The sequence below is a fragment of the Ramlibacter henchirensis genome (assembly GCF_004682015.1).
GTDB classification, from domain to species: Bacteria; Pseudomonadota; Gammaproteobacteria; order Burkholderiales; family Burkholderiaceae_C; genus Ramlibacter; species Ramlibacter henchirensis.
The window spans coordinates 135,932-150,130 of the sequence record NZ_SMLM01000003.1 but is presented as its reverse complement, the minus strand read 5'-3'; the positions used below and the strand labels follow the sequence as shown (position 1 = coordinate 150,130).

General features: G+C 66.8%; 14 protein-coding genes. 5 read left to right on the top strand and 9 right to left on the bottom strand.

Annotated features, from left to right (window positions below; translation table 11 throughout):
• Positions 1-4: 4 nt before the first annotated feature.
• From thrC to EZ313_RS18795, 3 genes are all read right to left on the bottom strand, one after another.
• The gene (gene thrC / locus EZ313_RS18805; protein ID WP_135264851.1) at positions 5-1,420 is read right to left on the bottom strand and encodes a threonine synthase; all 1,416 of its coding nucleotides are present in this window, start codon (positions 1,418-1,420) and stop codon (positions 5-7) included.
• Between the two features lie 7 nt (positions 1,421-1,427).
• On the bottom strand, positions 1,428-2,738 hold the full coding sequence (locus EZ313_RS18800) for a homoserine dehydrogenase (RefSeq protein ID WP_135264850.1): 1,311 nt from the start codon (positions 2,736-2,738) through the stop codon (positions 1,428-1,430).
• An 82-nt stretch (positions 2,739-2,820) separates the two neighbouring features.
• Complete coding sequence (locus EZ313_RS18795; RefSeq protein WP_135264849.1) at positions 2,821-4,047, bottom strand: pyridoxal phosphate-dependent aminotransferase; 1,227 nt, start codon at positions 4,045-4,047, stop codon at positions 2,821-2,823.
• Between the two features lie 105 nt (positions 4,048-4,152).
• Between EZ313_RS18795 and EZ313_RS18790 the strand changes: the two genes are divergently transcribed.
• From EZ313_RS18790 to EZ313_RS18770, 5 genes are all read left to right on the top strand, one after another.
• Entirely contained in the window at positions 4,153-4,530 is a 378-nt protein-coding gene (locus EZ313_RS18790; protein WP_135264848.1) for an Mth938-like domain-containing protein, read from the top strand.
• 99 nt (positions 4,531-4,629) lie between these two features.
• Positions 4,630-5,106 (top strand): peroxiredoxin, encoded by a 477-nt coding sequence (locus tag EZ313_RS18785; RefSeq protein ID WP_135264847.1) that lies wholly within the window; start codon positions 4,630-4,632, stop codon positions 5,104-5,106.
• 190 nt (positions 5,107-5,296) lie between these two features.
• On the top strand, positions 5,297-6,985 hold the full coding sequence (locus EZ313_RS18780) for a PhoH family protein (protein WP_135264846.1): 1,689 nt from the start codon (positions 5,297-5,299) through the stop codon (positions 6,983-6,985).
• Between the two features lie 71 nt (positions 6,986-7,056).
• Positions 7,057-7,509 carry a DUF2844 domain-containing protein gene (locus EZ313_RS18775; protein ID WP_135264845.1) on the top strand — a complete coding sequence of 151 codons (453 nt, stop codon included), beginning with the start codon at positions 7,057-7,059 and terminating at the stop codon, positions 7,507-7,509.
• Positions 7,506-8,753, top strand: a complete 1,248-nt coding sequence (locus tag EZ313_RS18770) for a DUF3443 family protein (protein WP_135264844.1) — start codon at positions 7,506-7,508, stop codon at positions 8,751-8,753. Before EZ313_RS18775 ends, EZ313_RS18770 begins: the two co-directional genes overlap by 4 nt.
• A gap of 4 nt (positions 8,754-8,757) precedes the next feature.
• Here EZ313_RS18770 and dnaB read toward each other — a convergent pair whose 3' ends face one another.
• The 6 genes from dnaB to EZ313_RS18740 form a co-directional block, all read right to left on the bottom strand.
• Positions 8,758-10,164, bottom strand: coding sequence for a replicative DNA helicase (gene dnaB, locus EZ313_RS18765; RefSeq protein ID WP_135264843.1), 1,407 nt, complete (start codon positions 10,162-10,164; stop codon positions 8,758-8,760).
• A 229-nt stretch (positions 10,165-10,393) separates the two neighbouring features.
• Positions 10,394-10,846, bottom strand: coding sequence for a 50S ribosomal protein L9 (gene rplI / locus EZ313_RS18760; RefSeq protein WP_135264842.1), 453 nt, complete (start codon positions 10,844-10,846; stop codon positions 10,394-10,396).
• A gap of 13 nt (positions 10,847-10,859) precedes the next feature.
• Positions 10,860-11,141: a 30S ribosomal protein S18 gene (gene rpsR, locus EZ313_RS18755; RefSeq protein ID WP_135264841.1), complete on the bottom strand. Its 282-nt coding sequence runs from the start codon at positions 11,139-11,141 to the stop codon at positions 10,860-10,862.
• An 18-nt stretch (positions 11,142-11,159) separates the two neighbouring features.
• A complete protein-coding gene (gene priB / locus EZ313_RS18750) occupies positions 11,160-11,447 on the bottom strand; it encodes a primosomal replication protein N (RefSeq protein WP_135264840.1) in 288 nt (95 codons plus the stop codon).
• A 28-nt stretch (positions 11,448-11,475) separates the two neighbouring features.
• A complete protein-coding gene (gene rpsF / locus EZ313_RS18745; protein WP_027099875.1) occupies positions 11,476-11,841 on the bottom strand; it encodes a 30S ribosomal protein S6 in 366 nt (121 codons plus the stop codon).
• 222 nt (positions 11,842-12,063) lie between these two features.
• Positions 12,064-14,199 carry a sodium:solute symporter family protein gene (locus EZ313_RS18740; protein WP_135264839.1) on the bottom strand — a complete coding sequence of 712 codons (2,136 nt, stop codon included), beginning with the start codon at positions 14,197-14,199 and terminating at the stop codon, positions 12,064-12,066.

Below are 14,199 nucleotides of genomic sequence, written 5' to 3'. Positions count from 1 at the left end.
ACGCTCAGCCGCAATGCGCGGCGATGTACGACTTGACCTGGCCGACGTCGGGCGGCAGCACCGTCACGCGCCGGGGCAGCCGTTCGAGGCCTTCGAAGCGGGCCGGCCGCTCGGGCTCGCGGCCCAGGGCCTCGACGATGGCGGCCGCGAACTTCACGGGCAGCGCCGTCTCCAGCACGATCATCGGAACGCCCGCCTCGAGGTTCTCACGCGCCACCTTCAGGCCGTCGGCCGTGTGGGTGTCGACCATCACGCCGAGACGCTCCCAGGTACTGCGAATCGTCGCCAGGCGGTCCGAATGGGTGCTCTTTCCGCTGATGAAACCAAAGCGCTCGCGCGCCTGCTTGAACGCGGGGTCGCGGCTCAGGTCGATGCGGCCGTTGCGGGCGAGCTCGTCGCCGAACAGCGTCTTGGTGCGCGCCGCGTCGCGACCGAGCAGGTCGAACACGAAGCGCTCGAAGTTGCTGGCCTTGCTGATGTCCATCGACGGGCTGGACGTCTCGTGCGTGTCGGCCCCGGCGCGCACGCGGTACACGCCGGTGCGGAAGAACTCGTCGAGCACGTCGTTCTCGTTGGTGGCGAGCACGAGCCGCTCGACCGGCAGGCCCATCATGCGGGCCACGTGGCCGGCGCAGATGTTGCCGAAGTTGCCCGAGGGCACCGCGAAGCTGACCTTCTGCGAGTCGTGCTTCGTGGCCTGGAAATAGCCGGCGAAGTAGTAGACGACCTGCGCGACCAGCCTCGCCCAGTTGATCGAATTCACCGTCCCGATGCGGTACTTGCGCTTGAACTCCAGGTCGTTGCTCACCGCCTTGACGATGTCCTGGCAGTCGTCGAAGACGCCCTCGAGCGCCAGGTTGTGGATGTTGGCGTCCTGCAGGCTGAACATCTGCGCCTGCTGGAAGGGGCTCATGCGTCCGTGCGGCGAGGTCATGAACACGCGCACGCCCTTCTTGCCGCGCATGGCGTACTCGGCGGCGCTGCCGGTATCACCGGACGTCGCGCCCAGGATGTTCAGCTGTTCCCCGCGGCGGCCCAGCTCGTACTCGAACAGGTTGCCCAGCAGCTGCATCGCCATGTCCTTGAAGGCGAGCGTCGGACCGTTGGACAACGCCTCCAGGTACAGGCCGTCCTCGAGTTTCTTGAGCGGCACGATCTCCCTGGTGCCGAACACCTCGGGCGTGTACGTCTTCGCGCAGACCGCGCGCCGGTCGGCCGCGGGAATGTCGTCGATGTAGAGCGACAGGATCTCGAAGGCGAGCTCGTGGTAGGGCAGGCCGCGCCACCTGGCCAGCGTGGCCGGGTCGACGCGCGGATAGCGCTCGGGCAGGTAGAGCCCGCCGTCGGGCGCCAGGCCTTCCAGCAGGATCTCGCAGAAATGCTTGCGGTCCGGATGGCCCCGCGTCGACAGGTACAGCATCGGGACGTTAAGCGAGTTCTTCCTTGCGGATGCGCACGATGGGTGCGAGCACGGTGGGCAGGCCCTGCATCTTCGCGAGCACTTCGTTCATCGTCCCTTCGCGCACGGCGTGGGTGAGGATGATGAGGTCGGTCTGCTTCTCGCCCTCGCCCGCCTCGCGCTGCAGCATCGCGTCGACCGAGATGCCTGCGCCGGCCAGGAGGCCGGTGACCTGGGCCAGCACGCCGGCCTGGTCGGCCACGCGCAGCCGCAGGTAGTAGCTGGTGACGATCTCTTCCATCGGCAGCACCGGCTCGCTGCTCATCTGGTCGGGCTGGAAGGCCAGGTGAGGCACGCGGTGGGCCGCGTCGGCCGTATGCAGGCGAGTGATGTCCACCAGGTCGGCGATGACGGCGCTCGCCGTCGGTTCGCTGCCGGCGCCCTTGCCGTAGTGCAGCGTGGTGCCGACCGCGTCGCCCTGCACCACCACCGCGTTCATCGCGCCTTCCACGTTGGCGATCAGCCGCTTGGCCGGCACCAGGCTCGGGTGCACGCGCAGCTCGATGCCGCGCGCCGCGCGCTTGGTGATGCCCAGCAGCTTGATGCGGTAGCCCAGTTGCTCCGCGTAGCGGATGTCCTGCGTGGCCAGCTTGGTGATGCCCTCGACGTAGGCCTTGTCGAACTGCACCGGGATGCCGAACGCGATGGCGCTCATGATCGTGGCCTTGTGGGCCGCGTCCACGCCCTCGATGTCGAAGGTGGGATCGGCCTCGGCATAGCCCAGGCGCTGCGCTTCCTTGAGCACCACGTCGAAGTCCAGGCCCTTGTCCCGCATCTCCGACAGGATGAAGTTGGTGGTGCCGTTGATGATGCCGGCGATCCACTCGATGCGGTTGGCCGTCAGGCCCTCGCGCAGCGCCTTGATGATGGGGATGCCACCGGCCACCGCCGCTTCGAAGGCCACCATCACGCCGCGCTTGTGGGCGGCGGCGAAGATCTCGGTGCCGTGCACCGCCAGCAGCGCCTTGTTGGCCGTGACCACGTGCTTGCCGGCCGCGATGGCTTCCATCATCAGCTCACGGGCGATGCCATAGCCGCCGATCAGCTCGACAACGATGTCGATGTCGGGGTTGGCGATGACCTCCCGGGCGTCCTTCACCACCTTCGTGCGGTTGCCCACGATGGACTGGGCGCGCGCGGTGTCGAGGTCCGCCACCATCGCGATCTCGATCCCGCGGCCGGCGCGGCGCTGGATCTCTTCCTGGTTGCGACTGAGGACGTTGAAGACGCCGCTGCCGACGGTGCCGATGCCCAGCAGGCCGACCTGGATGGCTTTCATCTTGCCTCCCGACGAGCCGCCTCTAGGGAGGCAACGGCCCCCTCGGGGGGCAGCGGAGACACGGAGTGCGGAGCGTGGGGGCTCATGAAGTGTGACGCTTGCGGTAGTGGTCGAGGAATTTCGAGATGCGGCCCACCGCCTCCCGCAGGTCGTCCTCGTGCGGGAGGAAGACGATGCGAAAGTGCTGGTTGTCCGGGTAGTTGAAGCCCGAGCCCTGCACCAGCATCACGCGCGTCTCCTGCAGCAGTTCCAGGAAGAACTGGCGGTCGTCGGCGATTGGGTAGACCTTGGGGTCGAGCTTCGGGAACATGTACAGCGCCGCCTGCGGCTTGGTGCAGGTGACGCCCGGGATCGCGGTGATCAGCTCGTACGCCAGGTCGCGCTGGCGGCGCAGCCGTCCGCCGGGAGCGATCAACTCGTTGATGCTCTGATAGCCGCCCAGCGCCGTCTGGATCGCCCACTGGCCCGGCACGTTCGGGCACAGGCGCATGTTCGAGAGCATGGTCAGGCCCTCGATGTAGTCGGCCGCCAGCTTCTTGTCGCCCGAGACCACCATCCAGCCCGCGCGGTAGCCGCAGGAGCGGTAGCTCTTGGACAGGGAGTTGAAGGTGAGCGTGAGCACGTCGTCGGACAGGCTGGCGATGGCCGTGTGCCTGACGCCGTCGTACAGCACCTTGTCGTACACCTCGTCGGCCAGGATCACCAGGCCGTGCTGGCGCGCAATGGCGACGATCTCCTTCAGCAGCTCGTCGGAGTAGAGCGCGCCCGTGGGGTTGTTCGGGTTGATGACGACGATGCCCTTGGTGCGCGGCGTGATCTTGCGGCGCAGGTCCTCCAGGTCGGGCATCCAGCCGTCGGCCTCGTCGCACAGGTAGTGCACGGGCTTTCCGCCGGACAGGCTGGTGCACGCGGTCCACAGCGGGTAGTCGGGCGTCGGCACCAGCAACTCGTCGCCGTTGTCCAGCAGCGCGTTGGTGGCCATGGCGATCAGCTCGCTGGCGCCGTTGCCAAGGTAGACGTCGTCCAGCGTGACGCCCGCGATGCCCTGCTGCTGGGTGTAGTGCATCACCGCCTTGCGCGCGCCGAAGATGCCCTTGCTGTCGGAGTACCCCGCCGAGTTCGGCAGGTTGCGGATCATGTCCTGCTGGATCTCTTCCGGCGCGTCGAAGCCGAACGGTGCGAGGTTGCCGATGTTCAGCTTGATGATCTTGTGGCCCTCTTCCTCCATCTGCCGGGCCGCGTCCATGATCGGCCCGCGGATGTCGTACAGCACGTTGGCCAGCTTGGCGGATTTCTGGACGGTCTTCAAAGCCCCTCCCGGCGGCGGAGTTGTCAAGGGTGAAACCTATAATTTGACCATAGATCGGATGGGCTGCCGCCCTGCTCCGCCCGCTTTCCTCCCCCACTTCTCCGAATGAAGCTGCAGCCCGACCGGTTCGATGTGCAGGCCATCAGCGGCTATGGGCCGGGCTGGGTGGGCGTGGGCACGGACAGGATCACGCACAGCGTGATCCTCAGCTCGGGCGGCGAACGCATCGACTGGGAAGCGCGCAGCTACGAGGAACTCGGGCCGGGGCACTTCGAGCGGCTGGCGCAGTTGCAGGCCGAGGTGGTCATCTTCGGCAGCGGTCTTCGCATCCGTTTTCCGCGCTCGGCCTGGCTGCGCCCGCTGGCCGAGCGGGGCATCGGCCTGGAAACCATGGACACGGCGGCGGCTTGCCGCACCTACAACATCCTCGCGCAGGAAGGCCGGCAGGTCGCCGTGGCGCTGCTGCTGGAACTGCCCGACTGAGCGGCGCGCTGCGCCCCTTTCGGGTAAAATCTCGTGTTGCCGCCGGCCCTTGCGCGCGCCCAGCCAGGGGCACATTCCTGTCACACGAGTACAAAATCCATGGCGATCGTTGTCAACAAGCCCATCCCCGAATTCGAAGCGAACGCCACGGGCGGCCTGAAGGTCAGCAATACGTCCCACCTCGGCCAGATCCTGGTGTTGTACTTCTACCCGAAGGACAACACGCCCGGTTGTACCACCGAGGCCATGCAGTTCCGCGACAAGTACAAGGACTTCGTCAAGGCGGGTGCCACCGTCTTCGGCGTGTCGCGCGACAACATGAAGTCGCACGACGACTTCAAGGCCAAGCTCGAGCTGCCCTTCGAGCTGATCGCCGACACCGAGGAAAAGATGTGCCACATGTTCGGCGTGGTCAAGAACAAGATCATGTACGGCAAGAAGGTCAAGGGCATCGAGCGCAGCACCTTCCTCATCGGCGCCGACGGCATCCTCAAGCAGGAATGGCGCGGCCTAAAGGTGCCTGGCCACGTCGACGAGGTGCTCAAGGCCGTCAAGCTGCTGAAGAAGGCGGCCTGAACTGTCGGTGATGTCCGGCAGCAACAGGCGGCACATTGCCGTAGTGGTGTAACGGGCCTTGTGCATAATGGGCTCATGCAGTTGATTCCGGCGCTTCGCGTCGACACCGCATCCGAAGGAAAAGCCGCCGGGCTCGCCAGGCGGCTTTTTCGTTTCATGACCCCTCGTTTTTCCGGGAACGTCCTGCCCTATGCCGCTGCCCCCCGCCCCCACGAAACGCGCCGCCCTGCTCCCGCCCGAGGCCTACGACGCCCCGGCCCGGTCCTCGCACAAGGTGACGCGAAAAACGGAGGCACCCGGCGCGGACAGTCCGCTGGCTGATCGTCCGCAGGTCGAGGACTTCGACCCGCGCGGCGGCGGCGAGCGCGATGCCTCGCATCCCACGGCCTTCTTCGACGAGGCCGCGGTCCTCGACAAGCCGCAGCCGGCGGCGCGCACCCGGCCCGCGCCCACCGCCGCACCGGCCGCACGCAAGAAGGCCAAGTCCGCGGGCCCGACCAAGCTGTTCGTGCTGGACACCAACGTGCTGATGCACGATCCGATGTGCCTGTTCCGCTTCGAGGAACACGACATCTTCCTGCCGATGATCGTGCTGGAGGAGCTGGACGGCCACAAGAAGGGCACGACCGAGGTCGCGCGCAATGCGCGGCAGGCCAGCCGATCGCTGGACGCGCTGGCGGGCACGAACGGCGCCGACATCAGCGCCGGCCTGAAGCTCGATTCCACCGGGCACGGCGAAGCGGGCGGCTGCCTGTTCTTCCAGACCCAGTCGCTGGCCAACCACCTGCCGCCCAGCCTGCCGCAGGGCAAGGCCGACAACCAGATCCTGGGCGTGGTGCAGGCCCTTCGCGAGCAGTATTCGCCGCGCGACGTGGTACTGGTGTCCAAGGACATCAACATGCGCGTGAAGGCGCGCGCGCTCGGCCTGGCCACGGAGGACTACCGCAACGACAAGACGCTGGACGACCTGGAGCTGATGTACTCCGGCGCGCTGGCGCTGCCGCCGGACTTCTGGGCCAAGCACGGCAAGACGGTGGAAAGCTGGCAGAGCGGCCAGCAGACCTTCTACCGCGTCACCGGGCCGATCGTCCCGAGCCTGATGATCAACCAGTTCGTGTACTTCGAGTCGCCCGGCGAACCGAGCCTGTACGCGCGCGTGACCGAGATCCGCGGCAAGACCGCCGTGCTGCGCACGCTGAAGGACTACGGCCACCTGAAGAACGCCGTCTGGGGCGTGACGACGCGAAACCGCGAGCAGAACTTCGCGATGAACCTGCTGATGGACCCGGAGGTGGACTTCGTCACGCTGACCGGCACCGCGGGCACCGGCAAGACACTGATGGCGCTCGCGGCCGGCCTCACGCAGGTGCTGGACGACCGGCGCTACACCGAGATCATCATGACCCGCGCGACCGTGAGCGTCGGCGAGGACATCGGCTTCCTGCCCGGCACGGAAGAGGAAAAGATGGGCCCCTGGATGGGCGCGCTGGACGACAACCTGGAAGTGCTGGCCAAGACCGACACCGGCGCCGGCGAATGGGGCCGCGCGGCCACCAACGAACTCATCCGCAGCCGCATCAAGATCAAGAGCATGAACTTCATGCGCGGCCGCACCTTCCTCAACAAGTACGTCATCATCGACGAGGCGCAGAACCTCACGCCCAAGCAGATGAAGACCCTGATCACCCGCGCCGGCCCGGGCACCAAGATCATCTGCATGGGCAACCTGGCGCAGATCGACACGCCCTACCTCACCGAGGGCTCATCCGGTCTCACGTTCGCCGTCGACAAGTTCAAGGGCTGGCCGCACAGCGGCCACATCACCCTGGCGCGCGGCGAGCGCTCCCGCCTGGCCGACTTCGCCAGCGAAGTGCTATAGCCCTGTTGAGCCGGTAGCGTCGGGTTGCGAAGGCGCCCCACGGGGCTCCAGTCTGGCTAATCTTGGGGCTGATGACCAAGATGCTTCCGACCAAACGGTGTCTGGCCGCGGCCCTGGTGGCCGCGGGCGGCTCCTGCTGGGCCGCCCTGGGCGACCCTTCCGCGTCGGTGGCCAACGGCGCGGGCGTGTCCAGTGCGCGTGTGCAGACAGCCGCGGGCGCGAGCTACACGCAGCTCACTCGCCGGCTCGAGTCCGGCACCGAAGTGCGCGAGTATGCGGATGCAGGTGGCACCGTGTTCGCGGTGTCGTGGAGCGGCCCCTTCCTGCCCGACCTGCGCGCCCTGCTGGGGCCGCACTTCGCCGCGCTCGAGCAGCATTCGGCGGTGGCCGGCCGGTCCTCCGCGGTCAGCATCTCGCGCCCGGACGTCGCGATCATCTCGGCAGGCCGGATGGGCGCTTTCCAGGGGCGCGCCTGGCTGCCGCGTCAGCTTCCCGCGGGGCTCGACCCGCGCACGCTGCAATGAAGGCGCCTGCTGCCCTGAGGGTCACGCTGCTTCGCGGCCTGGCGGCCGGCGCGCTCGCCTTGCTGGCCAGCTGCGGCGGCGGCGATGGCGGAAATTCCCCGTCACGCAGCAGCGGCCTCGGGGGCACGGCCAGCGTTGCCGCGCCGTCGGTGCCGGGCGCCAACGTGCTGCAGGTTCTGGTCGACCGCGGCCTCGACGAGACCTCGCCGTCGATCAACACGCCCTTTGTCACCGTGCGCGTCTGCCAGCCCGGCACGACCACCTGCGTGGACATCGACCACGTCGTGCTCGATACCGGCTCTTCGGGGCTGCGCGTCGCCGCGTCCGCGCTGCCCGCGGGCTTCAACCTCACGCCCGTCACCAACACCAACAACGACGCGGTCGGCCAGTGCGCGCAGTTCGCCAGCGGTTTCTCGTGGGGATCGGTGCGCGTGGCCGACGTGCGCATGGGCGGCGAGGTCGCGGGCAGCATCTCGATCCAGGTGGTGAACGATCCGGCGCTGCCTTATTCGCAGGTGCCCGCATCCTGCTCGGCGACTGGTCCCAACATCGGTTCTGGCCGGGGCGCCAACGGCATCCTCGGCGTGGGCTTCTTTCGCGAGGATTGCGGCGCGTTCTGCGACCTTGGGCCCGCGGGCGCGCCCAACTTCTACTACGGCTGCAACGCGGGCGGCGGCTGCACGGCGAGCCGGCTCGCGCTGGCCTCGCAGGTCAGCAATCCGGTGATCTCGTTCGGCGCCAACAACAACGGCGTGGTTCTCGTGATGCCGACGGTTCCCCCCGGCGGCGCCGGCCAGGCCACCGGCTCGTTGATCCTCGGCGTCGGCACGCAGGCCAACAACCAGCTGGGCAATGCGACGGTGTTCAACGCGAACGCGCAGGGCTTCATCACCACGACGTACAAGGGCGTGAACTACTCGTCGAGCTTCCTGGACAGCGGCTCGAACGGGCTGTTCTTCAACGATCCCGCATTCCCTTCGTGCGGGGACTTCTACTGCCCGGGCAACGCGCCGGTCCAGCTCACCGCGACCAACACCTCTGCGAGCGGCGTTGCGGCCACCGTCGATTTCTTCATCGACAGCGTGACGGAGATCCGGGACAACGCCGCTGCGGCGCACATCGGCGGAACCAACGGCATCCCGGACAGCTTCGACTACGGCCTGCCGTTCTTCTACGGCCGCTCGGTGTTCGTCGGCTACGCCCCGCCCTTCGGGCCGGGAACCTTGCCGTTCTGGGCCTTCTGAGCGCTCAGAAGTCGCCGCCACCGCTGGCGAGCGATTCGAACTTGGTCAGCTGCTTCATGAAGGCCAGCTTCACCGTGCCGGTGGGCCCGTTACGCTGCTTGCTGATGATGATCTCGGCGACGCCTGGCTCCTTGGAGTCCTTGTTGTAGTAGTCGTCGCGGTAGATGAACATGATCACGTCGGCGTCCTGCTCGATGGCGCCGGATTCGCGCAGGTCGCTCATCATCGGGCGCTTGTCGGTGCGCGACTCCACGCCGCGCGACAGCTGCGACAGGGCGATCACCGGGCAGCCCAGTTCCTTGGCCAGCATCTTCAGGCCACGCGAGATTTCGCCGACCGCCGTGGCGCGGTTCTCGTCGTTCATGCCCGAAGACACGCTCATCAGCTGCAGGTAGTCCACCACGATCAGGCCGAGCTTGCCGCCGCACTGGCGCGCCAGCCGGCGCGCGTTGGCGCGCAGTTCGCTCACGGTGAGGCCGGGCGTCTCGTCGATGTGCAGCGACACGTTGCGCAGCTTCTCGATGGCCTCGGTGAGGCGAGGCCACTCCTCGTCCGTCAGCTTGCCGGTGCGCAGGTGGCCCTGGTCGATGCGGCCGATCGAGCCCACGATACGCACGGCGAGCTGCGAGGCGCCCATTTCCATGGAGAACACCGCAACCGGCAGGCCCTCGTTGAGCGCGACGTGCTCGGCGATGTTGATCGCGAACGCGGTCTTGCCCATCGAGGGACGCGCCGCCAGCACCACCATGTCGCCGGCCTGCAGCCCCGACGTCATGCGGTCCAGGTCGTAGAAGCCGGTGGGCACGCCCGTGATGTCGTTCGGGTTGTCCGCCATCTCCTGGACCCGGTCCAGCAGCTCGACGACCAGGCTGTCCATGGCCTGGAACCCCTGCTTCATCCGCGAGCCTTCCTCGCCGATGTTGAAGATCTTCTGCTCGGCCTCGTCCAGGATCTGGTCGACCGCCTTGCCCAGCGGGTTGAACGCGCTGGTGGCGATCTCGTCCGAGGCCGACACCAGCTTGCGCAGGATGGACCGCTCGCGGACGATCTCCGCGTAACGCCGGATGTTGCTGGCGCTGGGCACGTACTGCGCCAGCGAGTTCAGATAAGCCAGTCCGCCGATCTCTTCGGACTTGCCCAAGCTTTGCAGGTGCTCGTAGACCGTCACCACGTCGGCCGGCCGGCTGCCGTTGATCAGGGTGCCGATCGCCGAGTAGATCAGGCGGTGCTCGTAGCGGTAGAAGTCGGCGTCGGTGAGCAGGTCGCCCACCCGGTCCCAGGCGCCGTTGTCGATCAACAGGCCTCCGAGCACGCTGGACTCGGCTTCCACCGAATGCGGCGGCACGCGCAGCTGCGCGACCTGGCGGTCCCGCGGGAATTCGTCGTTCACGGGCGTCAGGACGGCCGACATTCGTTTCTCCTCAACCCCACGATGCTAGGGACCGGCCTGAAAAAGTCGAGGCACAACACTGGGCAGATCGCGTTGAGAACCTGTGGATATCCGCTACGCTCCAAAGTCGAAACAAGGCTGCTGCGCAACCTTGTCCTTCGGAAAAACGAAAAAGACCGGTGCGGGCCGGTCTTTTTCTAAAGGACAAGGCTGCCGCAGGCAGCCTTGTTTCCTGTAGGAGCGCAGCGGTTTACGCGGTCTCTCCGTAAACCGTGATGTTGATATCCACCACCACGTCGGTATGCAGCGCCACGCTGACCGTGGAATCGCCCACCGTCTTGATCGGGCCGTTGGGCATGCGCACCTGCGACTTGCTTACCTTGTAGCCTTGCTTGTTCAGCTCCTCGGCGATGTCGAAGTTGGTCACCGAGCCGAACAGGCGGCCGTCGACGCCGGCCTTCTGCGTCAGCTTCAGCGTGGTGCCGGAGAGCTTCTCGCCCTGGGCCTTCGATTCGGCCAACTTGCTGGCCGCGGCCTTCTCCAACTCGACGCGGCGCGCTTCGAATTCGGCCTTGTTCGCCTCGGTGGCGCGGCGGGCGCGGCCCGTGGGGATCAGGAAGTTGCGGGCGTAGCCGTCCTTGACCTTGACGATCTCACCGAGGTTGCCGAGGTTGACGACCTTGTCCAGAAGAATGACTTGCATGGTGCGGGCCTCCTCAGATGCGGTGCTGGTCGCTGTACGGGACCAGGGCCAGGAAGCGCGCGCGCTTGATGGCGGTATTGAGCTGGCGCTGGTAGATCGCGCGGGTGCCGGTCAGGCGCGCCGGGATGATCTTGCCGTTCTCGGAGATGAAGTCGCGCAGGGTGTCGACGTCCTTGTAGTCGATTTCCTCGACGCCGGCGACGGTGAAGCGGCAGAAGCGCTTGCGCTTGAACAGCAGCGACTGCGTGTTGCGCTTCGGACGCTTGTCCTTGTTGAATTTCTTGAATGTGGCCATGGGGTGCCTCTTTCTGATCTAAACGGGTTCAAACGACTGGATGTGGAGCACGGGGTGCTTGCCGTTGCGCGGGGTGGCCAGGAAGCCGGTGAAGGCCCAGAGGCTGCCGACCGGGTGGCGGACGATGCTCTCCGCCACGCTGCCGATCGCCACCGCCCTGACCGCCGCCTTGACCTGCCGGGCCTGTCCGGCTTCGAGGACCTGGGACTCGTGTTCGAGCCGCAGGTCCAGGGCCGGGAGCCCCGCCGGGGTGTAGCGCAGCGCGCTGCTCTCGGCGATTCGGGCGGACAGGGCGACCTGGTTCACCGGCGGTCAAGCCGCAACGGCGCGCGCCTTACGACTGGTACTCCGCCTGCTGGGCCTTGCGCGCTTCCTCGCGCTCGACGGTCTTCATCATCGAAGACGGGCCGGTGTCGGCCTTCTTCTTCTGCACCGTCAGGTGGCGCAGCACGGCGTCGTTGAAGCGGAAGGCGTGCTCGAGCTCGCCCATCACGTTCTGGTCGGCCTCGATGTTCACGCACAGGTAGTGCGCCTTGGCGAGCTTGTTGATCTGGTAGGCCAGCTGGCGGCGGCCCCAGTCCTCGACGCGGTGCACCTTGCCGCCGCCGGCAGTGATCATGCCCTTGTAACGCTCCAGCATGGCCGGAACCTGTTCGCTCTGGTCCGGGTGGATCAGCAGCACGATTTCGTAATGACGCATGGACTCTCCTTGTGGATTGAAGCCGCCCCGGCGTCACGACCGGAGGTCGTCGTCCGAAGACAGGGGTGCGGCAAGGGAAAAGCCCACGATTATAGCAAGGTGCAGCCGCCACCCGGCTCGGGAGGACTCCCCCTCTCCCAGCTGGACGCGCAGGCGCAGCAGTTGAAGGTCGAAAAAGAAAAGCCCCGCGGCGGACCGCGGGGCTTCACCGGGAAAGAAGCGTCAGACCGTGCTGGTGCGCATGGCGGCGCCGCGCAGCTCGGGGTAGCGCACGTGCTCCACCAGCTCCTGGATCTCCTTGCGGGGCGCCGGCGTCACCAGGCTGACGAGGACGATCACCGCAAAGCCCAGCGGCACGCCGAACACGCCGGCGGAGATCGGCTGGATGCCCCACCACAGTTCCACCGGCGAGGTCACGCCGAAGACGCTGCGCATCCAGGGCTGTGTCGTGGCCATGTAGTAGAACGTGATGCCGAGGCCCGCGATCATCCCCAGGGACGCGGCGACCCCCGTGGCTCGCTTCCAGAAGATGCCGAGCACCAGTGCCGGGAAGAATGCCGCCGCCGCGAACGAGAACGCCGCCGAGACCAGGAACAGGATGTCCGCCGGTTTCTGCGATGCCACGCCTGCGGCTGCCAGCGCCACGACCAGCAGCAATACCTTCGACAGCGTCACGCGCCGGGCAGTGGGCGCGTTCGGGTCGATCATCTTGTAGTAGAGGTCGTGGCTCAGCGCGTTGGCGATCGTCAGCAGCAGGCCGTCGGCGGTGGACAGAGCAGCCGCCAGTCCGCCCGCGGCCACCAGGCCCGAGACCACGTACGGCAGGCCGCCGATGGCCGGCGTGGCCAGCACCACGACGTCGCCGCCGATGCGGATCTCGCCGAACTGCAGCAGGCCGTCCTTGTTGACGTCGACCACCGACAGCAGTGACGGATCGACCTGGTTCCAGGCCGTGATCCAGAAAGGAAGCTTGTCGAAGGACGCCCCCACCACCGCGTTGAACATCTCGTACTTCACCAGCACCGCCAGGGCGGGCGCCGTGAAGTACAGCAGGAAGATGAAGAAGAGCGACCACGTCACCGAATTGCGCGCCTCCTTCACGCTGGGCGTGGTGTAGTAGCGCATCAGGATGTGCGGCAGGGCCGCGGTGCCCACCATCAGGCAGAAGATCAGCGCGAGGAAGTTGCGCCGCGAGGTGTCGTACGCCGTCTTCGCCGCGGCATCGCCGTTGGGGTCGCCGGCGAAGATCGTGCCGTGGCGCGGCATGCCGCCCAACGGCTTGTCGCGCGCCTCGGCGGCGGTTTTCGCGGCGGTCCAGGCCTTCACCGCGGACGCCTCGTCCTTCGGTACGGCGGCCAGCTCCTTCTCGGCGGCCGTGATCTGGTTGGCCGAGGCGTTGTTCGCCTTCAGGTCAGCCAGCTTCTTTTCGGCGGCGGAGCGGTCGGCGGCCAGAGCGGTCTTGGGATCCTTCACCTTCTCGCCGAGGGCCCGGGCCTGGTCGGCGAAGACCTTGCGGACTTCCAGCTCCTTCGGATCCTTGATCAGCTTCTCCTCGAGCCCCGTCACCTTCTGCAGTTGGTAGCCATAGACCGCCTGGGGCACGGGCACGCCGGTCTGCTTGACGGACAGCCAGACCACCGGGATCAGGTACGCGATGATCAGGATGATGTACTGCGCCACCTGGGTCCACGTCACCGCGCGCATGCCGCCCAGGAACGAGCACACCAGGATGCCGCCCAGTCCCAGGAAGATGCCGACCTCGAAGGCCACCCCGGTCAGGCGCGTGGTGATGATCCCGACGCCGTAGATCTGCGCCACCACGTAGGTGAACGAGCAGAGGATCGCGGCCACGATGCCGATGAACCGCGGCAGGTTGCCGCCGTAGCGTTCACCCAGGAAGTCGGGGATCGTGAACTGGCCGAATTTGCGCAGGTAGGGCGCGAGGAACAGGGCCACCAGGCAGTAGCCGCCCGTCCAGCCCATGATGAACGCCAAGCCGCTGTAGCCCGAGAGGTACAGCGTGCCGGCCATGCCGATGAACGACGCCGCGGACATCCAGTCCGCGCCCGTTGCCATGCCGTTGTAGACGGCCGGCACGCGGCGCCCCGCCACGTAGTACTCGGCCGCGTCGGTCGTGCGGCTCATGATCCCGATTCCGGCGTACAGCGCGATGGTGGCCAACAGGAAGATGAAGCCGATCCAGTCGCGGTTCAGGCCCATCTGCTCCAGGACGGCCAGGATGATCACGAAGGCGATGAAGCCCCCCGTGTAGAAGCCGTAGACCTTGTTGAGCTGCTTCTTGAATGCAGCGTTGGCGGCGCTCGAGGTGGAGGTTGCGGTTACGGATGCGGTTGCCAT

Excerpts from the sequence above, each read along its gene's own strand:
- EZ313_RS18770 (WP_135264844.1), top strand. The coding sequence starts at position 7,506 with ATGAAGGCGCCTGCTGCCCTGAGGGTCACGCTGCTTCGCGGCCTGGCG.
- EZ313_RS18775 (WP_135264845.1), top strand. The coding sequence starts at position 7,057 with ATGACCAAGATGCTTCCGACCAAACGGTGTCTGGCCGCGGCCCTGGTG.
- EZ313_RS18740 (WP_135264839.1), bottom strand. The coding sequence starts at position 14,199 with ATGGCAACCGCATCCGTAACCGCAACCTCCACCTCGAGCGCCGCCAAC.
- rplI (WP_135264842.1), bottom strand. The coding sequence starts at position 10,846 with ATGCAAGTCATTCTTCTGGACAAGGTCGTCAACCTCGGCAACCTCGGT.
- rpsF (WP_027099875.1), bottom strand. The coding sequence starts at position 11,841 with ATGCGTCATTACGAAATCGTGCTGCTGATCCACCCGGACCAGAGCGAA.
- EZ313_RS18780 (WP_135264846.1), top strand. The coding sequence starts at position 5,297 with ATGCCGCTGCCCCCCGCCCCCACGAAACGCGCCGCCCTGCTCCCGCCC.
- dnaB (WP_135264843.1), bottom strand. The coding sequence starts at position 10,164 with ATGTCGGCCGTCCTGACGCCCGTGAACGACGAATTCCCGCGGGACCGC.
- EZ313_RS18785 (WP_135264847.1), top strand. The coding sequence starts at position 4,630 with ATGGCGATCGTTGTCAACAAGCCCATCCCCGAATTCGAAGCGAACGCC.
- rpsR (WP_135264841.1), bottom strand. The coding sequence starts at position 11,141 with ATGGCCACATTCAAGAAATTCAACAAGGACAAGCGTCCGAAGCGCAAC.
- EZ313_RS18800 (WP_135264850.1), bottom strand. The coding sequence starts at position 2,738 with ATGAAAGCCATCCAGGTCGGCCTGCTGGGCATCGGCACCGTCGGCAGC.
- EZ313_RS18790 (WP_135264848.1), top strand. The coding sequence starts at position 4,153 with ATGAAGCTGCAGCCCGACCGGTTCGATGTGCAGGCCATCAGCGGCTAT.
- thrC (WP_135264851.1), bottom strand. The coding sequence starts at position 1,420 with ATGCTGTACCTGTCGACGCGGGGCCATCCGGACCGCAAGCATTTCTGC.